The following is a 19,929-nucleotide window of genomic DNA, read 5'->3' as shown; positions in this document are numbered from 1 at the left end:
TCAGCGACCGCTTATTTGTTGTCGCGGATGAATTCCGTGATCTTCGGACACACGATCTCGCGCCAGCGGCGGCCCGAGAAGATGCCGTAGTGGCCGGCTTTCTCGACGACGAACGCCTGTTTTTTCTCTGCCGGCACACCACTGCACAGATCATGCGCAGCGCTGGTCTGGCCCAGGCCCGAAATATCGTCCAGTTCGCCTTCGACGGTGAGCAGCGCCACTGTCTTGATGTCCTGCGGGCGCACCAGCTTACCGCCCACGTTCCAGGTGCCTTTTGGCAGGCTGAAGTCCTGGAACACGGTCTTGATCGTGTCAAGGTAGTACTCGGCCGGCATGTCGAGCACGGCGTTGTATTCGTCGTAGAACTGCCGGTGCGATTCGGCTGAATCGTCGTCACCCTGCACCAGGTGCTGATAGAACTCGCGGTGGCTCTGGGCATGGCGGCCCGGGTTCATCGCGATGAACCCGGCGTGCTGCAGGAAGCCCGGATAGACCTTGCGCCCAAAGCCCGGGTAATTGCCCGGCACGGAATAGATCACAGTGTTCTCGAACCACGAGAACGGCTTTTCGACCGCCAGGTCGTTGACGGCGGTGGGCGACTTGCGCGGATCGATCGGGCCACCCATCATCGTCATCGTCTTGGGCAGTTTGGCATCCTTCTCGCTGGCCATCAGCGCGATCGCGGCCAGCACCGGCACGGTTGGCTGGCACACGGAAATCACGTGCACGTCCGGCCCCAGGTGACGGATGAAGTCCTGCACGTAGAAGATGTAATTGTCGAGGTGGAATGGACCATCGGACAGCGGCACCATGCGCGCATCGGTCCAGTCGGTGATGAAGACGTCATGGTCGACCAGCAGCGCCTTGACCGTGTCGCGCAGCAGCGTGGCGTGGTGGCCGGACAACGGTGCGACGAGCAGCACGGTGGGCTGGGCGAGGGCGGCGATCCCGGCGTCGGGCAAGTCCTTCTTGAAGTGCAGCAGGCTGCAGAACGGCTTCTCGAGCACGGTCTCTTCGACGATGCCGACTTCTTCGCCCTTGATCGTGGTGGTCTTCAAGCCGAAAGCCGGCTTATGGTATTCCTTGCCCAGGCGATACATCAGCTCGTATCCGGCGGCGATCCGCTGCGAAAACGGGCTATGCGCGAAGGGCGAAACCGGGTTGGAAAACATCTTCGACGACGCCTCGGCCCATTGCATCAATGGGGTCAGAAAGGAGCGCTGCATTTCGTGCAATTGGTAAAGCATAAATAAATCCTTCTGTTGACTGTGCGCGCCGCAAATGTTTGCGTTGAAGCTTCAACGATTATAGGGGATTTGCTTTTGGCTTGTGGAAACCTGAGCGGACCTGACGCTGAAGCATGCTGCACTTGTAGCATATTTACCCGTGCACGCTTCGTTGGGCACCCCACATAAAACAAAACGCCCCGCAGTGCGGGGCGTTTTAACGTAACGTTGTCGTTGCGATGTTACTGAACGACCGTTTCCGGATGCTTAGTCGAAGACGGGCGTCTCGACACCGAGGATCTTGTGCAGCTTCGGCGACGTGGTCGTGTACTGCATGTGGATCTTCTTGTCAGGGAAGATGTACGGTGCAGCACCGAACGCAGCCAGTGCGGCTTCGTGGAAGCCCGACAGGATCAGCTTTTTCTTGCCCGGATAGGTGTTGATGTCGCCGACGGCGAAGATGCCCGGGACATTCGTCTCGAACTTCGCGGTGTCGACCACTTTCAGCTGCTTGCGCTCGATATCCAAGCCCCATTCGGCGATCGGCCCCAGTTTTGGCGACAGGCCGAAGAACACCAGCAGCATGTCCAGCGGGACGCGGCGGGTGACGCCGTCGGCGCCGGTGACCTTCACTTCGGTCAGCTGGCCGTCTTTTTCATCAAAGCCGGTGACCTGACCAATGATCAGTTGCATTTCGTATTCGTCGCACAGCGCCTTCATCTTGGCGACCGAGCTCGGCGCCGCGCGGAAGTCGTCACGGCGGTGCACCAGCACCACGGACTCTGCCTTGCCGACAAAGTTCAGCGCCCAGTCGAGCGCCGAGTCGCCGCCACCGCAGATGACGATGTTCTTGCCGTCGAAACGTGCCGGATCCTTGACGCGGTAGAACAGCTGTTCGTCTTCGAACTTGTCGATCGCGTCGACCTTGATCGTGCGCGCCTGGAACGAACCGACGCCGGCGGCGATGAAGATGGTCTTGGTGATGAACTGGGTACCGGTCGACGTCTCGACGTTGAACCGGTTGTCTTCACGGCGCTGCACGCCGGTGACTTCCTGGCCCAGGTGGAACGTCGGTTCGAACGGCTCGATCTGCTTGAGCAGGTTGTCGGTCAGTTCCTGGCCGGTGCACACGGGCACGGCCGGAATGTCATAGATCGGCTTGTCCGGGTACAGTTCAACGCACTGGCCGCCGACGGCTGACAGCGAATCGATGACGTGGGCCTTGATTTCGAGCAGGCCGAGTTCGAAGACCTGGAACAGGCCGACCGGACCGGCGCCGATGATGACGGCATCGGTTTCGATGGCGCCGGCGAACGAACTGTTGGGAGCGATGCTGCCCGCTTCGTGGGTGGCACTGATAGTCATGCGCTTAAATCCTGTGATGTTTGAATGGTGAGGCGAGGGCGGCCGGAGCCGCCGTACGTAACGCCCCCGGGACCGGCGCCGGCGCACCGCAGCCGGCGCGACGGCGACCTGACCGCCCGATCAGCGAACCAGTTGGTCGAGCTTGTCCGTGACGTCTTTCCACTTGTCGGCGTCCGGCAGGGCGGCCTTCGTCTTGGTAATCGACGGCCAGAAGCGCGACAGATCGGTATTGATCTTGATGAACTGCTGCTGATCGCCAGGCACGTCTTCTTCGGCAAAGATTGCATTCACGGGGCACTCGGCGACGCACACGGCGCAGTCGATGCACTCGTCGGGATCGATGGCGAGGAAATTCGGGCCTTCCCGGAAACAATCTACCGGGCATACATCGACGCAGTCGGTGTAACGACAGCTGATGCACGATTCGGTGACAACGTGGGTCATAACAGTCCTATCAGTTGGTGGGGTGTCGCATTGCCGGGCGCGCGAGGGCCGGCCGGACAAGACAAAGCACTGTATTTTAGGGCAATTCCGGTTTTCTCACAAACTCGCTTATATACACAATGGACATAAGCAAATGACGCATTGAACCGCACGGGCGTGCGGCGCGCGCATGGGGGCGCGGGTCAGGCAGCTCGGCGCCGACGGCGGCGGGCGCGGCGGGTGCAGCGCCGAAAAAATCGAGGCGCTGCAACAACGCTTCCAGGGCCGGGCCCACGGCCAGTTCGGCTGTGTCGAGTTCGTACGATTCGGCCAGCCCGGCAAAGCCGCCATCGGTGCTTGCGCTGATCTTCATGCGCGCCGCGAGGCGTCGATGACCAGGCCGGGCGCGGACTGGGACGCGGGCATGCTCGCGCCGGTCTGGTCATGGCGCCCCGGTTCGGCGCACCAGTGGGCCAGCAGGGGCGCGTCGCCGGTCAGCGCACGGCGGACGTCTTCGTATTCGGGCAATTGCATGGTGCCGCAACAGGCGCGCCGGTCTTGCCGGGCGCCAGGTGCATCGCATACGCAGGCGGCCAGCGGCACGACGGGCAGGGAAAGCGTTGCTGCACCGACGGCCGCGGTGCCGGGTTCGACCACTTCGCGCCGGCTGAACTGGTTGCGGATGAAACTGCCGTATGCATGGGGTTTGCCGTCGGCCGCGACCGCCAGCAGCATGCCGTTGACGACGTCGGCGAACGTGGCGGCCGCGTCGGGTGCGCCAATGAGCGCGCGCAGCAGCACGCCGGCCAGGTAAGCGGCCACCCGGTACAGCACGGCGGCATCGTCTTCGTGCTCGGGATTGCGTTCATGGGCAAACAGGTCGGCCAGTACGTCGTACATGGCACCCGTGAACACCTGGGAAATGGCGTGCACCTGGGTACCCACCTGGCTCAGGCGCAGGTCGTTGTCGGCATTGCGCAAGCCGTTGCCGTAGCCCAGCGCCAGCCCGAACTGCTCGGCGACGTCGGTGAGGAAGGATTTGTCATGCAGGTTGGCCCTGGTCTGGGCGACGATGGCTTCGCACTGGTCAAGCTGTGCCAGGGCCAGGAAAATGGCAGTGAGGTCGCCGAACGATTCGTGCAGGCCGCCGGTCTGGGGCGGGGCGTCGGCATGCAGCCAGCGTGGCTTGATGCCATCGAGTATTGCGTGGGCGGTCTCGTGCGAGACGATATCGAACGAGCGGCAGGTAAACACGCGCTTGGGGCTGCCAGCGGGAAGGAAGTCGCCGAACTTCAGGCAGCCCTGCGTGCGGCTGTAGAACGCGTTCACGACATCGGGCAGGCCGTGCGGAAAGACGCGCAGCGCGCTGGTGTCGCTGCTGCTGTTCCATTGCCATGGCAACGGCATGGCAACCCCGGCTGCGGCCAGCACGCGCTGGTACATGGTCAGGGTCTGGCGCACGACGGCAAAGGTGTGCACGGCGTCGAACTGGGGTGTATCGGCCTGGAGGACGAAGTCGCCGAAGGCGTTGGGTTCGACCTGGTCGATGCCGGGCACGCCGGGCGCGATGCGGGCGTCGCGCGGGCCGGCCAGCACGGCGCCGGGCAAATACGCCATGCGAGTGCCGATCGCGCCGACCGATGGATCCTGCTTCCACATCAGCACGCGGGCGCCGAACGCGTGCGGCAGCGGTTCGGCATCGACGGGTGGGCCCGGGTCGGCCTCGGGGGTGTCTGGGGCGCCGTCGACCAGGCGCGCCACGCCACCCGCTTGACGGGCCCGTGCACTGTGCGGCGCCTCGGGCGGTTCCAGGGGATGCGTTTCCATGAGGGTTCCTCGCGTGATGACGGCGTTCGCCTTCATGGTCGCGCGGCATGACGGGCACGCTTTGAGACGCGTCAAGTGCGGCGTCACGAATGCATCAGTTCTAGCGCGCTCTGGCATACGACGGCGTCAACTGGCATCATGGCGGATTGTTCGAAATAATTAGGAAGGAAAGTCCCGATGGCGGAAATCAGCATCGTCCAGCAACACACCCTGAGCCCGGCGGCGGCACGCTCGGCGGCCGAGCAAGTGGCGCAGCGTATTGCGACCGAATATGGACTGGCATGCCAGTGGGACGGCGACGTGCTGCGCTTCGAGCGCAGTGGCGTGGAGGGGGAATTGATGCTGGAAGACCAGCAAGCGGCGATGCGGATTCGCCTGGGATTCTTGATGGGCGCCTTCGCGCCGGCCATCGAGGCCAAGGTGGCGGAGAAGATGCGCAAGACCTTCGCCGCCTAGTCAATCGATCCGTTGAATCAGCCTTTCAGCTCTTCGATCAGATCGATGTATTGCTGCTGGGCTTCTTCTTGCGACGTACCGGCCAGACCGGCCCAGGCGTCGAACTTGGCGCGTGCCACGAAATCGGTCATGCCCGGACGCTCGCCGCTGGCATCGCCGCTCGAACCCTGTTTGTACAGCGCATAGATCTTCAGCAAGGTCATATTGTCCGGACGCTCCGACAGATTCTTCGAATCGAGCTGGGCCTGGGTGAATTGTTCTTGCACGCTCATGGAAACTCCTGTGATGGTTGGTTGCAGTCTTGTCGCTTGGACAAGGCGGCAGGCATCTTAGCGCAGGAGACGGGAGCGGCCCGGGGATTCGGTCGTACTTTAGAAGGGAACTTCAAATGCGGCGCCAGGCCAGGGGAATTGCGAGGGGATGGTGCCGATGGCACCTGCCATGCCCGCCCGAGGGGCGGCGCATGGCAGTGAAGCGAGGAGGCGGCTTAGACAGCCAGCAGGTCGACGTCGAAGATCAGGGTGGCGTTTGGCGGAATGACGCCGCCAGCGCCGCGCGCGCCATAGCCCAGGGCTGCCGGGATGGTCAGACGACGCGAACCGCCGATTTTCATGCCTTGCACGCCTTCGTCCCAGCCGCGGATGACCTGGCCGGCGCCGAGTGCGAACTCGAACGGGTCGCCACGGTCTTTGCTTGAATCGAACTTGGCGCCGAGGCTGCCGTCGTCGTTGCGCAGCCAGCCGGTGTAGTGCACGGTGACGTGCTGGCCAGCCTTGGCTTCGTCGCCGGTGCCGGTGACGAGTTCTTCGTATTGCAGGCCAGAATCGGTAGTGGTGGTGGACATGGTCTTCCTTGTTATGCAGATTGAACGACAATTGTAGTGCATGGGTCGGGAAACCGCCATTGTCCGGGCCAGCCGTGCGCCCCGTTGCCGCCCGCCGCGGTCCCGTAGAATGCCCCCTTGACCATCCCATCTGGAGCCGCCATGCCGCAACCCGACAGCGCCACCGTTATTCCGAGAACCGCCCCGATGAAGGGTGTCCTGCTGGCCTGGCGGCGCGCGCTGGGTTCGCAGTTCAGCGGCCGCATGCTGCTGCTCTCGCTGGTCCCGCTGCTGCTCTCGCTCACGCTGTGGGGCGTGGCGATGTGGCTGGGCCTGCAGCCGCTGCTTGACTGGCTGCACGGCCTGTTTGCCGACTACGGCGGCTTCGACGCCAGCAACAGCATGCTGGGCATGGTCGGCCTGGGCATGCTCAAGGTGATGGTCGTGCCCCTGCTGGCCATCGCGTTGTTGCTGCCCCTGATGATCGCCTCGAGCCTGCTGTTCATGGGCATCCTGGCGATGCCGGCCATCGAGCGCCATGTGAGCAGCCGCCACTTCCCCGGACTCGACAAGAAGGAGGGTGGCTCGTTCGTCGGCAGCCTGGCCATCAACCTGGGCAGCACGGCCGTGTTCGCGCTGCTGTGGCTATTCACACTGCCGCTGTATGCGGTGCCGCCACTGGCCTGGCTGGTGCAGGCCAGTCTGTGGGCCTGGGTCACGTCGCGCGTGATGAGCTACGACGCGCTGGCCGCGCACGCCAGCCCGGCCGAGCGCCAGGCATTGATGCGCGCTTGCCGCCCGGCCTTGCTGGCGATCGGCCTGACCTCGGGCCTGGCCGGCGCGCTGCCCGGCATCGCATGGATGGGCGGTGCGGTGATCTCGGTCGTGCTGTTCCCGGTGCTGGCGCTCGTATCGCTGTGGCTGTACGTCATGCTTTTCCTGTTCGCCGGGCTCTGGTTCCAGTATTACTGCCTGCAGGCACTGGCTGACCTGCGGGCGCGCCAGGCCATGACACATTCTGGCGCCGATGCGTCCATTTAAATCAGCGGTGTGCTGTGCACCATTCCGGTAGCGGGTGCGTTAACTGCCAGCGTCGGCCGTGCTCACGGCGCTTGATGTGTTGCCGCCAACAGTCGTGACGCCCTGGCATCCCCTGCGGTCATGCTATTGCGCCAACTCGTTGTTTTTTTGCGAAAATATTCGTGATAACGCCAATTTGTTAAACGGTATCTCGCGTGAGTCTTATTGATGTGGTGGAATATTGCCTATGGACGGGGCAATCTGGAGTGAGATTGCACTGCTGAAATTTGTGAACTAACAGACACCACAATCACTCGAACGGACCAGCAGCAAGAGATGGCGAGCAGGTTGGCGGGGGTTGCAAGCGTTTTGATTCGGACCGGTTAAGCCATCATGGAAAGTATTCGTCGCCTCGTGCGACCAAACAATGTATTCGGCAAGCGCGCCGCCACCTCGCGGAGCGAGCCGACGATGGACGGCGCAGTTTCTGCGCCTGTCGCTGCGCCCATCGCTGCCGCAGCGGCGGGTGCTTCTGCGTCTCCGGTCACGCCAGATCCGACAGGTGATGTTCCCCTGCACGAAGCCTTCCCGCACCTGGCCGGTAACGGCTATGGCAGTGGCGATGGCAGCGGCGGGGTGCCGGGCGGCCCGTCCGGCGGGCCGGAGGCGCCGCCGCCAGCACCGCGCAAGAGCCGCTGGAAACTCTGGCTGGCACTGATCTGCTTGCTGCTGATCGCCATCCTGGCCGCCTGGGCCGTGACGGAAACCCGCACCTCGCGCCTGCAGTCGAAAATCTTCGCTGACATGGCCAGCGAACTCACGTTCCGCATGGCCAATGGCCCGAGCGATTCGATCCGCTTCCCTGCTGCCAGCCCGTACGACACCCGGCTCGGCTATGCCGGGCTGCCAAAGTACCTCGAACGCCTGCAGACGCGCGATTACGCGATCGCATCGCAGGCGCGCATCTCGCCGCAGATGGTCAAGATGGCCGATCTCGGCCTGTACGCCACCTACCACGAAAAAACCAAGGTCGGCCTCGAGATCCTCGATTGCCGCGCCCAGCCCCTGTTCACGTCGCGCTTCCCTGAGCGTTTCTACGACAAGTTCGACGCCGCGCCGTCGCTGCTGGTGCAAAGCCTGCTGTTCATCGAGAACCGTGAACTGCTCGATGCGAGCCACCCGCGCCGCAATCCGGCGGTCGAATGGGACCGCTTCTCGAAGGCCGTGTTCGACAAGACGCTGGCCAGCGTCGGCCTGGGCGGCGAAGGCCGCGTCGCCGGCGGCAGCACGCTCGCCACGCAGATCGAAAAATACCGCCACTCGGCCGAGGGCCGCACCGGCTCGCTGACCGACAAGATCATCCAGATGGCCTCGGCCACGCTGCGCGCCTACCAGGACGGTGAAGACACCACGGGTTCGCGCCGCCAGGTGGTGCTCGACTACCTGAATACGGTGCCGTTGTCGGCCAAGCCCGGTTATGGCGAAGTCAACGGCATCGGCGACGGCATGTGGGTCTGGTACGGCCGCGACTTTAACAAGGTCAACGCGATGCTCAAGGGCCCGATGACGAGCCCGGATGCCGTGATGGCCTACAAGGAAGCGCTGTCGCTGATGATCGCCCAGCGCCGCCCGGCGTATTACCTGGGCGCCGGCGATAGCGATCTTGAAACCCTGACCAACAGCCACCTGCGCGTGCTGTCGCAGCAGGGCGTGATTTCGCCGCAACTGCGCGACGCCGCCCTGAGCGCCAATTTGAAACCGGCGTTGCACACGGGCGTGGCGCCGCCACCGGCGGACGCGTTCGTCTCGCGCAAGGCGGCCAATGCGGTGCGCAATCATGTGGGTTACCTGATCGGCGACTCGCGCCTGTACAACGTCGACCGCCTCGATCTGTCGGTCGTCTCGACGCTCGACGGCAATGCCCAGCAAGCCGTCACGACCGCGCTGCGCAATCTGTCTGACGCCGAACATGCCAAACAAGCCGGCCTGACCGGCAAGGGCATGCTTGGCAATGGCGACCCGGCGCAAGTGGTCTACAGCTTCACGCTGATGGAGCGGGGCGAGCACGTCAACTACCTGCGCGTGCAGACCGACAACTACGACCAGCCACTGGACATCAACGAAGGCGCCAAGCTCGACCTTGGCTCGACCGCCAAGCTGCGTACGCTGGTCACCTACCTCGACATCGTCGACCAGTTGCACAAACGCTTTGGCGCGATGGACAAGATTGGCCTGATGGGCGTCGAAGTCGATCCGAAAGACCGCATGTCGCTGTGGGGTCTGGAATACTTCCGCACGCTGCCTGACGGCGCCGACCGCAGCCTCAAGCCCATGCTCGACGCCGCCATGGGGCGCACCTACTCGGCCAATCCGGGCGAGCGCTTCTTCACTGGCGGCGGCCTGCACACGTTCGGCAACTTCAGCAAGCTCGACGACAGCCGCATCATGGACGTGAACCAGGCACTGCGCAGCTCCACCAACCTCGTGTTCGTGCGCATGATGCGCGACGTCGTGCGCTACTACATGTTCCAGTTGCCGGGCTCGTCCGCGCAGCTGCTGGCCGACGCCGACGATCCGCGCCGCGCGAGCTATCTGGCGCGCTTTGCCGACAACGAAGGCAAGGTCTTCATGGCCAAGTTCTGGAACAAGTACAAGGGCAAGACGCCGCAAGAAGTCGAGACGCTGCTGTTCTCCGGCGTGCGCCCGCTGGCCTCCAAGCTTGCTGCGGCCCACCGCACCGTGGCGCCCAATGCCACGCTGGCGCAGTTTGGCGCCTTCATCGATGCATCGGTCCCGGCCAGCAACGAGATCGATCCCGAGCGCATCCCGAAACTGTACGAGACTTACGACCCGCGCAATATGTCGCTGGCCGACCGCGGTTACGTGGCGTCGGTGCATCCGCTCGAACTGTGGCTCGTGAGCTATCTGCGCACCCATCCAAAAGCGAGCTGGTCCGAAGTGACGGCCGCCAGCGTCAAGGAGCGCCAGGAAGTCTACCAATGGCTGTTCAAGACGCACCGCAAGCATGCGCAAGACAACCGCATCGCCGGCCTGCTCGAGGTGGAAGCGTTTCTGAAGATTCACGCGCAGTGGAAGAAAATGGGCTACCCGTTCGACTCGCTCGTGCCGTCGTACGCCACCACGCTGGGTGCCTCGGCCGACCGGCCTGCGTCGCTGGCCGAGATGATGGGCATTATCGTCAACGGCGGTGTGCGCAAACCGATCGAACGCATCGATTCGCTGCACTTTGCCAAGGCCACGCCCTACGAAACGCTCGTGCGCCGCAACAAGGGCAAGGGCAAAGAACGGGTGCTGGCGCCGGAAGTCGCGCGCGCCGTGGCCGACGCCATCCAGGGCGTGGTCTCGGACGGCACCGCCAAACGCGTCAAGACCGCGTTCGTGCAATCGGATGGCAGCATCATCGCCGTGGGCGGCAAGACCGGTACCGGCGACCAGCGCTTCGATGTGTATGCCCGTGGCGGCCGCCTGGTCGAGTCGCGCTACGTGAACCGGTCGGCGACGTTCGTGTTCAACATCGGCGAACGCTTCTACGGCAGCATGACCGCCTATGTGCACGGGCCGCAGTCCGAAAACTACGACTTCACCAGCGCGCTGCCGGTGCAGCTGCTGGTCACGCTGGCGCCGAGCCTGATGCCGATGATCGAACCGCCGGTCGTGCCCGTGCCCGGCCAGGCCGTGGCCGCCACGCCGCGCCAGTGCGTGCGTTGAGGCCACAGCAGGATCTTCCGGGCGCGCCGGCCAAGGGGCTGCGCGCCCGCCTGCAAAACTTCAGTATCGTTTCGCTGCGCGACCTGATCGTGGCAACCGGCCCGACGATCCTGATGATCACGGCGGCCGTATGGCTCGCCTACTGGTGGGTCGACCCGGCGCCGCCGCGCACGCTTCGGCTGGCCACCGGCCAGGAAAATTCCGCCTACGAACAATTTGGCAAGCAATATGCCAGCGTGCTGGCGCGCGACGACATCCGTGTCACGCTGCGCGGCACGCTCGGCTCGCAAGACAATCTGCAGCAGTTGCTGGCCGGGCAGGCCGACATCGCGTTCGTGCAAAGCGGCTCCACCGAGGACAAGACCGGAGGCGGCGGCAGCGCCGACAGCACCGAACGGCGCGGCCTGATTTCGCTGGGCAGCCTGTTTACCGAACCGGTGTGGCTGTTCGTGCGCGAAGAAGCGAAGGTCACGCGCCTGACCGATCTGCGCGGCAAGCGCATCAACCTGGGGCCGGAAGGCACCGGCGTGCCGCGCCTGGTGCGCCAGCTGCTCGACGCCAACAATATCGTGCCGGGTGCATTGACGATCAGCGACCTGGCCAACACGCCGGCCACGGTCGAATTGCTGGCCGGGCGCATCGACGGCCTGGTGTTCAGTTCGGCGCCCGAAGCGCCGCTGATCCAGATGCTGCTGCAAACGCCGGGCATTCGCCTGTTCGACTTTGCGCAGGCCGAAGCCTATACGCGGCGCCTGCCGTTCCTGACGCACGTGGTGCTGCCGCGCGGGATCGTCGACCTGGGCCGCAACATCCCGAACCAGGATTACCACCTGATCGCGCCGACCGCCACGCTCGTCGCGCGCGAGGAAATTCATCCGGCGCTGGTGGGCCTGCTGGTCAAGGCGGCGACCGAGATCCACGGCGGCGCCGGGTGGTTCCAGCAACAGGGGCAGTTCCCGTCGCCGAAGTACACCGAGATCCCGGTTGCGCCCGAGGCGGCGCGCTACTACCGCGATGGCCCGCCGTTCATGCAGCGCTACCTGCGGTTCTGGCTGGCCAACCTGGCCGAGCGACTGTGGGTCGTGGTGGTGGCGCTGACGGCGCTGTTGATTCCGCTATCGAAGATCGTGCCGCCGATTTACGTGTGGCGCGTGCGCTCGCGCGTGTACCGCTGGTATGGCGAATTGCGCGCCATTGAACAGGCACTGGAAGAGAGTGGGGCGGACGCCACCGACGCCGTGCGCAAGGAATTGCTGCGCCGTCTGAACGGGCTGGAAGACCGCGTCAACCATATTTCGGTGCCGCTGGCCTATGCCGACGAGCTGTACCGCCTGCGCAGTCACATCCATCTGGTGCGCGAGCGGGTACGCGGCGTGCATGAAGAGCAGACAGCGCAGCCGGTGGCTTGATCATTTCTCTTTGGAATTGGCCGGGGAATCCCATTACACTGGCGTGTCCAGTCATCTCTTTGAAGGCCGTCATGATCCGCCGCACGCTGCCCGCCCTTGTCATTGGTTTTTGCCTTGCCGGTGGCCTTGCCATCCCGTCTGCCGCTGCCAGCGCCGCGGACAGTAGCGGCGACAGCGCCAAGGACAGTGCCAAGGACAGCAAGCGCCCGACGCGCGAAGCCTATACCAAGTTTGAATACCGGATCCCGATGCGTGACGGCGTGCAGTTGTTCACGGTCGTCTACGTGCCGAAGGACAGCGCGCGCAGCTACCCGTTCCTGATGCAGCGCACCCCGTACAGCGCCGGCGTGCGCGCCGAAGGCGAATTGCGCTATGGCGTGGACTGGCTGCCCGAGTCGCTGGGCCCGTCGCGCGAATTCGAGGAAGCCGGCTACATTTTCGTGAGCCAGGACGTGCGGGGCCGCTATATGTCCGAAGGCGCGTGGCAGGAAATGACGCCGCACGGCAAGGGCAAGCTGGCAAAAGGCGAGGGCCGCGAGAGCGACGACATGCACGACACGGTGGCCTGGCTGCTCAAGAACATCCCGAACAACAACGGCAAGGTGGGCATCTGGGGCATCAGCTACCCGGGCTTCTACGCCGCCGCCAGCGTCATCGATTCACATCCGGCGATCAAGGCCGCCTCGCCCCAGGCGCCGATTGCCGACCTGTACATGGGCGACGATTCGTACCACGGCGGGGCCTTCAAGCTGGCCGCCAACTTCGACTTTTATGCCGCCTTCACGGCCGCGCCGAACCCGACCCCGCTGCCGAAAACCGGCAGCGAATTCGATTACGGCGTGGCCGACGGCTACGATTACTTTCTGAAACACCGCACGCTGGCGAATATCGCCGCGACCATGACCGCCACGCAGCGCGAGCTGTTCATGCCGAACATCGAGCACGATACGTATGACAGCTTCTGGCAAGAGCGCGCCATCGGCCCGCACCTCAAGAACGTCAAGGCGGCCGTGCTGACGGTGGGGGGCTGGTTCGATGCGGAAGATGCCGCCGGCCCGTTCATCGTGCATCGCGCGCTGGAAGCACAGAACAAGGGTGGCAACCACGCCCTGGTGGTTGGTCCTTGGGTGCATGGCGGCTGGGCGCGCGGCGACGGCGCCCGCCTCGGCCACGTCAAGTTCGATGCGAAGACAAGCGAATGGTTCCGGCGCGATGTCCAGTTCCCGTTCTTCGAGCAGCACCTGAAAGGCGTCAAGCCGGGCAAGACGCTGGCGCCGGTGACCGTGTTCGAGACGGGCACGAATGTCTGGCGCCAGTACGATGCCTGGCCACCGAAGCCGGCGAAGGCGCGCACGCTGTACTTCGGCGCCAATGGCGCACTGGGCTGGCAGCAGCCGGCCGGGTCGGCAACTTCGGGCGCCGGGTTCGACGAATACGTGGCCGACCCGGCGCGCCCGGTGCCGTACATCGGCTATCCGGCGCTGGGCGTGCCGCGCGAATACATGGTGTCGGATCAGCGCTTCGCCGCCACGCGGCCCGACGTGCTGGTATACCAGAGCGCCGTGCTGGAAGAAGATGTGACGATCGCCGGGCCGGTGACGCCGAAGCTGTTCGTGTCAACAAGCGGCACCGACGCCGACTGGGTCGTCAAGCTGATCGACGTCTACCCGGCCAGCTTCCCGACGCCGGCGGCCGAGCGGGGCGGCGATGTCGGCCCGCCAGCGGTGAGCCTGGGAGGTTTTCAGCAACTGGTGCGTGGCAATCCGCTGCGTGGCAAGTTCCGCAACAGCTACGAAAAGCCGGAACCGTTCGTGCCGGGCAAGGTCGAGCCAATCAAGTACGAACTGGGCCAGGTGAACCACACCTTCCGGCGCGGCCACCGGATCATGGTGCAGGTGCAGAGTTCATGGTTCCCGCTGATCGACCTGAATCCGCAAACGTTCATGCGCATTCTTGAGGCGAAGCCGGGCGACTTCAAAAAGGCAACCCAGCGCGTGTATCACGCGCCAGGGACGGCGTCCGGGCTGGAGCTGATGGTGCTGCCGAACCAGGGTACGAACAACTAACTCAGGCGCCGACCCACGGCAAGCCGGCCGTGCACCAGCCGCCGATCGTCTTGCGGTGCCCGTCGCTATCGCGATCGCCTTCGAACCCCTCGAGGATGTCGAAGGCGTTTGCATAGCCCAGCTCGGTCGCCACGCGCGCACTGTGGCGCGAGCGCACGCCCGAGCGGCACAGGAACAGCAGCACGTCGTCCTTGGCTGCAAGCTGTTCGAGCTGCGCGCCAAAATCCGGATTGGGCGCGCCGCCCGGATAGGTTGCCCACTGCACCGCCAGATGCTGGGCGTCGCCGATCGCAACACGTCCTACCCAGTCGCGTTCGGCGTTGGTGCGCACATCAACCAGCTTGACGTCGGGGCCGCTCTGGAGCAGGTCGTAGGCTTCCTGAGGCGTGACTGCACCAGCATAGGGCTGGTCAGCGCCACGCTGGCGCGCCGCCGTGAGAATTTGTTCTTTGCTCATGTTGGTGATGTCCATTATCTGTTCGTCGTCATCGATGCACCGTCTTGGAGCGCAGCGTTGTGCGCTTAATTGGTGCAAGCACGTAGAATTGCTCGTTGATGGTGCAAATTGGCAGAAAGGTAAATCTTGCCATATGCCCCCGGTCGGGGCGATTTTATGGGTAAACTAGTCCATTGCCCAAGAACGATTTGCGCATACCCTCATGCACTGAAGTTGGCATCGTCGTTGACACCCAGTTGGCACATTTCGTGCTTCATCATGATGCAAGTTGTCGGTTCGCATAGACTGACATCCCTTTTTCAATTAGGAGATTCCGAATGGCAAAGTCCGCCGCAGATGTAATGCAAATGGTCAAAGACAACGAAGTCAAATTCGTTGATTTACGCTTCGCCGATACCCGCGGCAAGGAACAACACGTCACGGTCCCGGTGTCGCACTTCGACCTGGACAAATTCGAATCCGGTCACGCCTTCGACGGTTCGTCGATCGCCGGCTGGAAAGGTATTGAAGCGTCGGACATGCTCCTGATCCCGGATGCAAACACCGCCAATATCGACCCGTTCATGGAAGAGACCACGCTGTTCATGCAGTGCGACGTCGTCGAACCGTCGGACGGCAAGGGCTACGACCGCGATCCGCGTTCGATCGCCAAGCGCGCTGAAGCCTACCTGAAATCGTCGGGCATCGGCGACACCGCCTATTTCGGCCCGGAACCTGAATTCTTCATCTTCGACGCTGTGCGCTGGAAGCTGGACATGTCGGGTTGCTTCGTCAAGATCGACTCGGAAGAAGCATCGTGGTCGACCGACAAGGAATTTGAAGGCGGCAACAGCGGTCACCGTCCAAGCGTGAAGGGCGGCTATTTCCCAGTGCCACCAGTCGACTCGTTCCAGGACATGCGCTCGGAAATGTGCCTGATCCTCGAATCGATGGGCATCCCGGTCGAAGTGCACCACCACGAAGTCGCCGGTGCCGGCCAGAATGAAATCGGCACCAAGTTCTCGACCCTGATCGAGCGCGCCGACTGGACCCAGAACATGAAATACGTGATCTGGAACGTGGCCCACAGCTACGGCAAGACCGCGACCTTCATGCCAAAGCCGATGGCTGGCGACAATGGCTCGGGCATGCACGTGCACCAGTCGATCTGGAAAGATGGCAAGAACCTGTTCGCAGGCGACGGCTATGCTGGCCTGTCGGATACGGCACTGTTCTACATCGGCGGTATCATCAAGCACGCCCGTGCACTGAACGCGATCACCAATCCAGGCACCAACTCGTACAAGCGCCTGGTGCCGGGCTTCGAAGCCCCGGTCAAGCTGGCGTATTCGGCCCGTAACCGTTCGGCCTCGATCCGCATCCCGCACGTGGCGAACCCGAAAGGCCGCCGCATCGAGACGCGTTTCCCGGATCCACTGGCCAACGTCTATCTGTGCTTCGCAGCACTGATGATGGCCGGTCTGGATGGTATCCAGAACAAGATCCACCCGGGCGAAGCGGCAACGAAAGACCTGTACCATCTGCCGCCTGAAGAAGACAAGCTGATCCCGACGGTGTGCGCATCGCTGGAAGAAGCGCTGGACGCCCTGAACGAAGACCGCGAGTTCCTGACCCGTGGTGGCGTGTTCAGCGACAGCATGATCGATGCCTACATCGAACTGAAGATGCAGGAAGTGCAGCGCATGCGCATGACCCCGCACCCGGCCGAATTCGACATGTACTACTCGTCGTAATCGATCGACACCAGGCTGGTGCGGGCATGCCTCGCACCAGCCTGGCGGTTGGCGCAAACGCGGGGAAAGCCATGCTTTCCCCGCGTTTTTTGTTGCTTGGTGTTTATATTCCTTGGGGTATAGTCGGGCGCATCTACAATAGTGTGCCCTTGTGACCAACCGGGATGGGAATGACAAATAGTGTGTTTCAGGCCAGTCTGGCCATTGTTGCAGCCGCTTTAGCCTCCGTGCTGCTGTGCGCCAGCGCGCACGCGCAGATCTACCGTTGTACCGATGCCAATGGCCGGCCGCTGTATACCGACACCAAGGTCGGCAAGTGCCAGCTGATCGACACCGGCTACAGCGCGCCACCGGCCGCCTCGGCCCCGATTCCGGCACCCCGTTCGGCGGGCGGCGGGGGCGCGTCAGGCGGATCGAATCAGACCCCGACTGCGGCCCCGAGCGCGGCCCAGTCGAACTTCCCGCGCGTGGACAACGTGCTGCAGCGCGCCCGCGACGACGAGCGGCGCGAGATCCTGGGTGATGAGCTGCGGCTCGAAGAACGCAAGCTCACCGACTTGAAGCGCGTCTTTAACAACGGCGAGCCAGAACGCCAGGGCAACGAGCGCAACTACGCCAAATACCAGGAGCGCGTGGCCTCCATGCGCGACGAAATCAATCGTAGCGAACGCAATATCGAAGCGCTGCGGCGCGAGATCGGCAATATCAGATGACCCTGCCTCCGATGGCCCCGCCCGTGTACGACCCGGGCAACCCGGCACGTTTTGCCGGCCTGGACTTGCTGGCCTCGGCCGTGATGATGACCGGACCGGACGGCGAGGTGGTGTATGCCAACGCCGCTGCCGAGAACCTGATGGAGCTGTCGTTCAAGTCGCTGCAGCGCCATCGGCTGCCCGAGCTGTTTACCAACGGCGCCGAGATCGGCGTGTTGATCACGCAGGCACTGGTGCACCAGTACGCCGACCTGCGCCAGGACCTGACGCTGCAGCGCAGCGGGCGCGAACCGCTGCACGTGAACAGCATCGTCAGCGCGCTGGGCGACGGCACGGCGCTGATCGAGCTGCGCGAGAACGTGCAGCAGTTAAAGCTCGACCGCGAAGAGCGCCTGATGGACCAGAGCCAGGCCAACAAGGAACTGATCCGCAACCTGGCGCACGAGATCAAGAACCCGCTGGGCGGCATCCGCGGCGCGGCGCAGTTGCTCGAGCTCGAGCTGCCGCCGCACCATCTGCTCGAGCTGCAGGAATACACGCAGGTGATCATCAAGGAAGCCGATCGCCTGCAGACGCTGGTCGACCGCCTGCTGGCACCGCACCGCAAGCCGCACATCGTCGGCGACGTCAATATCCACGAAGTGTGCGAGCGCGTGCGCAGCCTGATCCTGGCCGAATTTCCGCAAGGGCTCTCGATCCGGCGCGATTACGATGCGTCGATTCCCGAGTTTCGCGGCGATATGGAGCAGCTGATCCAGGTGGTGCTGAACATCGCCCACAACGCCGCGCAGGCCGTGGCGGGCCGCATTGCGCAGGGTGACGCCGAGATCGTTCTGCGCACCCGCGTGGCGCGCCAGGTCACGCTGGCCAAGGTCCGCTACGGCCTGGCATTAGACTTGCATATCATTGACAATGGACCGGGCATCGCGCCCGATATCCGCGACCGCATTTTCTATCCGCTCGTATCCGGGCGTGACGGCGGAAGTGGCCTCGGGCTGACGCTGGCGCAAACTTTTGTGCAGCAACACCTGGGTGTGATCGAGTGCGAAAGCCGGCCTGGACTGACGGATTTCCGGATCCTGCTGCCCCTGCCATAAGCGGGAGAAAGCGGACCGTCCCGATCAGTCCTTTATTGAATCCATGTTGCGGGAAGCACGAAACCATGAAACCAATCTGGATTGTCGACGACGACGCATCGATTCGCTGGGTGCTTGAGAAGGCCCTGGCACGCGAAAGTCTGGAGACCCGCAGTTTCGCCAATGCGCGCGAAGCCATGACCGCTTTTGAAACCGACACGCCGCAAGTGCTGGTGTCGGATATCCGCATGCCGGGCGAATCCGGCATCGACCTGCTGCAGGCGGTCAAGGAACGCCATCCCGGCCTGCCGGTCATCATCATCACCGCCTTCTCGGACCTCGATTCGGCCGTGTCCTCGTTCCAGGGCGGCGCGTTCGACTACCTGGCCAAGCCGTTCGACATCGACAAGGCCGTCTCGCTGATCCGCCGCGCGTTAGAGGAGAGCCTGCGCGAAGCGAGCGTCGAGGCGCCGCCGGCCGAAACTCCCGAGATCCTGGGCCACGCACCGGCGATGCAGGAAGTGTTTCGCGCCATCGGCCGCCTGTCGCAGTCGAACGTCACGGTGCTGATCACGGGCGAGTCCGGCACCGGCAAGGAGCTCGTCGCGCGTGCGCTGCACAAGCACAGCCCGCGCGCGCAGCAGCCATTCATTGCGCTCAACACCGCGGCGATCCCGAAAGACCTGCTCGAATCCGAACTGTTCGGCCACGAGCGCGGCGCATTCACCGGCGCGCAGGCAATGCGGCGCGGCCGCTTCGAGCAGGCCGAAGACGGCACGCTGTTCCTCGACGAAATCGGCGACATGCCATTCGACCTGCAGACGCGCCTGCTGCGCGTGCTGTCCGATGGCCACTTTTACCGCGTGGGCGGCCATCAGCCGGTCAAGGCCAATGTGCGCGTGATTGCCGCCACCCACCAGAATCTCGAGCAGCGCGTGCGCGACGGCTTGTTCCGCGAAGACTTGTACCACCGCCTGAACGTGATTCGCCTGCGCCTGCCATCGCTGCGCGAGCGCAACGAAGACATTCCCGTCCTCACGCGCCACTTCCTGGTGCAAAGCGCGCACCAATTGGGGGTGGAACCCAAGCGCATGAGCGAGCAGGCGATGCGCTTCCTGTCGGGCCTCGAGTTGCCGGGCAATGTGCGCCAGCTGGAAAACCTGTGCAACTGGATCACCGTGATGGCACCGGGCCAGACCGTGGAGGTCAAGGATCTGCCGCGCGACCTGACCCAGGGCTCGGCGCCGCTGACAGGGAGCAGCGTGCCGAACGTCGTGCCGCTGTCGGACGGCATCGTCAGCGCCGGCGCGCAGCCAATGTCCTCTGGCGGTGGCGTCGTGCTGCAGACACCGGCCGCGCAGTCGCCCGACGGCTGGATTGGCCTGCTCGAACTGCAGGCGGCCGGCATGCTCAGCGCAGGGCAGATGGACGTGATGGATCTGCTGGGCCGCCAGTTCGAATCGGCGCTGATCCGCACGGCGCTCAAGCACACGCACGGGCGCAAGAATGACGCAGCAATGCGGCTCGGGATCGGACGCAATACCATCACGCGCAAGATCGTGGAGCTGGGGATCGACGGGGCGCGCGAAGAGTAGGCTGTTAGATG

Annotated in this window: 17 protein-coding genes; 9 read left to right on the top strand and 8 right to left on the bottom strand. The window is 63.8% G+C overall.

Features of this window, described 5'->3' with window-relative positions; genetic code table 11:
• Positions 1–11: 11 nt before the first annotated feature.
• The 5 genes from RCH14_RS02850 to RCH14_RS02830 all read right to left on the bottom strand — a co-directional run bounded on the left by RCH14_RS02850 (position 12) and on the right by RCH14_RS02830 (position 4,841).
• Entirely contained in the window at positions 12–1,247 is a 1,236-nt protein-coding gene (locus tag RCH14_RS02850; protein ID WP_343024639.1) for a polyhydroxyalkanoate depolymerase, read from the bottom strand.
• Positions 1,248–1,493: 246 nt separating this feature from the next.
• A complete protein-coding gene (locus RCH14_RS02845; protein WP_343024638.1) occupies positions 1,494–2,591 on the bottom strand; it encodes an NAD(P)/FAD-dependent oxidoreductase in 1,098 nt (365 codons plus the stop codon).
• Between the two features lie 120 nt (positions 2,592–2,711).
• On the bottom strand, positions 2,712–3,035 hold the full coding sequence (gene fdxA / locus RCH14_RS02840; RefSeq protein WP_343024637.1) for a ferredoxin FdxA: 324 nt from the start codon (positions 3,033–3,035) through the stop codon (positions 2,712–2,714).
• Positions 3,036–3,111: 76 nt separating this feature from the next.
• Positions 3,112–3,387 (bottom strand): hypothetical protein, encoded by a 276-nt coding sequence (locus RCH14_RS02835; protein WP_343024636.1) that lies wholly within the window; start codon positions 3,385–3,387, stop codon positions 3,112–3,114.
• On the bottom strand, positions 3,384–4,841 hold the full coding sequence (locus RCH14_RS02830) for a hypothetical protein (RefSeq protein ID WP_343024635.1): 1,458 nt from the start codon (positions 4,839–4,841) through the stop codon (positions 3,384–3,386). The genes RCH14_RS02835 and RCH14_RS02830 overlap by 4 nt, the downstream gene beginning before the upstream one ends.
• A 177-nt stretch (positions 4,842–5,018) precedes the next feature.
• Between RCH14_RS02830 and RCH14_RS02825 the strand changes: the two genes are divergently transcribed.
• Positions 5,019–5,297: a polyhydroxyalkanoic acid system family protein gene (locus tag RCH14_RS02825; RefSeq protein WP_343024634.1), complete on the top strand. Its 279-nt coding sequence runs from the start codon at positions 5,019–5,021 to the stop codon at positions 5,295–5,297.
• Positions 5,298–5,314: 17 nt separating this feature from the next.
• On the opposite strand, the gene RCH14_RS02820 is transcribed toward RCH14_RS02825, so the two are convergent.
• Positions 5,315–5,569, bottom strand: a complete 255-nt coding sequence (locus RCH14_RS02820) for an acyl-CoA-binding protein (protein ID WP_343024633.1) — start codon at positions 5,567–5,569, stop codon at positions 5,315–5,317.
• A 215-nt stretch (positions 5,570–5,784) separates the two neighbouring features.
• A complete protein-coding gene (locus RCH14_RS02815) occupies positions 5,785–6,141 on the bottom strand; it encodes an FKBP-type peptidyl-prolyl cis-trans isomerase (protein ID WP_343024632.1) in 357 nt (118 codons plus the stop codon).
• 141 nt (positions 6,142–6,282) lie between these two features.
• Between RCH14_RS02815 and RCH14_RS02810 the strand changes: the two genes are divergently transcribed.
• The 4 genes from RCH14_RS02810 to RCH14_RS02795 all read left to right on the top strand — a co-directional run bounded on the left by RCH14_RS02810 (position 6,283) and on the right by RCH14_RS02795 (position 14,344).
• A complete protein-coding gene (locus RCH14_RS02810; RefSeq protein ID WP_407070045.1) occupies positions 6,283–7,161 on the top strand; it encodes an EI24 domain-containing protein in 879 nt (292 codons plus the stop codon).
• Positions 7,162–7,533: 372 nt separating this feature from the next.
• Entirely contained in the window at positions 7,534–10,869 is a 3,336-nt protein-coding gene (locus RCH14_RS02805; protein ID WP_343024631.1) for a transglycosylase domain-containing protein, read from the top strand.
• Complete coding sequence (locus tag RCH14_RS02800) at positions 10,866–12,278, top strand: TAXI family TRAP transporter solute-binding subunit (protein WP_343024630.1); 1,413 nt, start codon at positions 10,866–10,868, stop codon at positions 12,276–12,278. The genes RCH14_RS02805 and RCH14_RS02800 overlap by 4 nt, the downstream gene beginning before the upstream one ends.
• A gap of 71 nt (positions 12,279–12,349) precedes the next feature.
• Positions 12,350–14,344 (top strand): CocE/NonD family hydrolase, encoded by a 1,995-nt coding sequence (locus RCH14_RS02795; RefSeq protein WP_343024629.1) that lies wholly within the window; start codon positions 12,350–12,352, stop codon positions 14,342–14,344.
• A 1-nt stretch (position 14,345) separates the two neighbouring features.
• Here the strand turns inward: RCH14_RS02795 and RCH14_RS02790 are convergent, their stop codons facing one another.
• On the bottom strand, positions 14,346–14,801 hold the full coding sequence (locus tag RCH14_RS02790) for a rhodanese-like domain-containing protein (RefSeq protein ID WP_343024628.1): 456 nt from the start codon (positions 14,799–14,801) through the stop codon (positions 14,346–14,348).
• A 317-nt stretch (positions 14,802–15,118) separates the two neighbouring features.
• On the opposite strand from RCH14_RS02790, the gene glnA reads away from it, so the two are divergent.
• The 4 genes from glnA (at position 15,119) to ntrC (ending at position 19,918) form a co-directional block, all read left to right on the top strand.
• Positions 15,119–16,534 (top strand): type I glutamate--ammonia ligase, encoded by a 1,416-nt coding sequence (gene glnA / locus RCH14_RS02785; RefSeq protein ID WP_343024627.1) that lies wholly within the window; start codon positions 15,119–15,121, stop codon positions 16,532–16,534.
• Positions 16,535–16,704: 170 nt separating this feature from the next.
• Positions 16,705–17,247, top strand: a complete 543-nt coding sequence (locus RCH14_RS02780) for a DUF4124 domain-containing protein (RefSeq protein ID WP_343024626.1) — start codon at positions 16,705–16,707, stop codon at positions 17,245–17,247.
• Positions 17,244–18,344 carry a nitrogen regulation protein NR(II) gene (gene glnL, locus RCH14_RS02775; RefSeq protein ID WP_343024625.1) on the top strand — a complete coding sequence of 367 codons (1,101 nt, stop codon included), beginning with the start codon at positions 17,244–17,246 and terminating at the stop codon, positions 18,342–18,344. Before RCH14_RS02780 ends, glnL begins: the two co-directional genes overlap by 4 nt.
• 65 nt (positions 18,345–18,409) lie before the next feature.
• Positions 18,410–19,918 carry a nitrogen regulation protein NR(I) gene (gene ntrC, locus RCH14_RS02770; RefSeq protein WP_343024624.1) on the top strand — a complete coding sequence of 503 codons (1,509 nt, stop codon included), beginning with the start codon at positions 18,410–18,412 and terminating at the stop codon, positions 19,916–19,918.
• Positions 19,919–19,929: the final 11 nt, after the last annotated feature.

Source organism: Massilia sp. MP_M2 (assembly GCF_039123635.1).
Lineage (GTDB): Bacteria > Pseudomonadota > Gammaproteobacteria > Burkholderiales > Burkholderiaceae_D > Telluria.
Note: the sequence above shows the minus strand (reverse complement) of the source record. Positions and strands in the feature narration are given on the sequence as shown.

Excerpts from the sequence above, each read along its gene's own strand:
- RCH14_RS02850 (WP_343024639.1), bottom strand. The coding sequence starts at position 1,247 with ATGCTTTACCAATTGCACGAAATGCAGCGCTCCTTTCTGACCCCATTG.
- RCH14_RS02845 (WP_343024638.1), bottom strand. The coding sequence starts at position 2,591 with ATGACTATCAGTGCCACCCACGAAGCGGGCAGCATCGCTCCCAACAGT.
- fdxA (WP_343024637.1), bottom strand. The coding sequence starts at position 3,035 with ATGACCCACGTTGTCACCGAATCGTGCATCAGCTGTCGTTACACCGAC.
- RCH14_RS02835 (WP_343024636.1), bottom strand. The coding sequence starts at position 3,387 with ATGAAGATCAGCGCAAGCACCGATGGCGGCTTTGCCGGGCTGGCCGAA.
- RCH14_RS02830 (WP_343024635.1), bottom strand. The coding sequence starts at position 4,841 with ATGGAAACGCATCCCCTGGAACCGCCCGAGGCGCCGCACAGTGCACGG.
- RCH14_RS02825 (WP_343024634.1), top strand. The coding sequence starts at position 5,019 with ATGGCGGAAATCAGCATCGTCCAGCAACACACCCTGAGCCCGGCGGCG.
- RCH14_RS02820 (WP_343024633.1), bottom strand. The coding sequence starts at position 5,569 with ATGAGCGTGCAAGAACAATTCACCCAGGCCCAGCTCGATTCGAAGAAT.
- RCH14_RS02815 (WP_343024632.1), bottom strand. The coding sequence starts at position 6,141 with ATGTCCACCACCACTACCGATTCTGGCCTGCAATACGAAGAACTCGTC.
- RCH14_RS02810 (WP_407070045.1), top strand. The coding sequence starts at position 6,283 with ATGCCGCAACCCGACAGCGCCACCGTTATTCCGAGAACCGCCCCGATG.
- RCH14_RS02805 (WP_343024631.1), top strand. The coding sequence starts at position 7,534 with ATGGAAAGTATTCGTCGCCTCGTGCGACCAAACAATGTATTCGGCAAG.
- RCH14_RS02795 (WP_343024629.1), top strand. The coding sequence starts at position 12,350 with ATGATCCGCCGCACGCTGCCCGCCCTTGTCATTGGTTTTTGCCTTGCC.
- RCH14_RS02790 (WP_343024628.1), bottom strand. The coding sequence starts at position 14,801 with ATGAGCAAAGAACAAATTCTCACGGCGGCGCGCCAGCGTGGCGCTGAC.
- glnA (WP_343024627.1), top strand. The coding sequence starts at position 15,119 with ATGGCAAAGTCCGCCGCAGATGTAATGCAAATGGTCAAAGACAACGAA.
- RCH14_RS02780 (WP_343024626.1), top strand. The coding sequence starts at position 16,705 with ATGACAAATAGTGTGTTTCAGGCCAGTCTGGCCATTGTTGCAGCCGCT.
- glnL (WP_343024625.1), top strand. The coding sequence starts at position 17,244 with ATGACCCTGCCTCCGATGGCCCCGCCCGTGTACGACCCGGGCAACCCG.
- ntrC (WP_343024624.1), top strand. The coding sequence starts at position 18,410 with ATGAAACCAATCTGGATTGTCGACGACGACGCATCGATTCGCTGGGTG.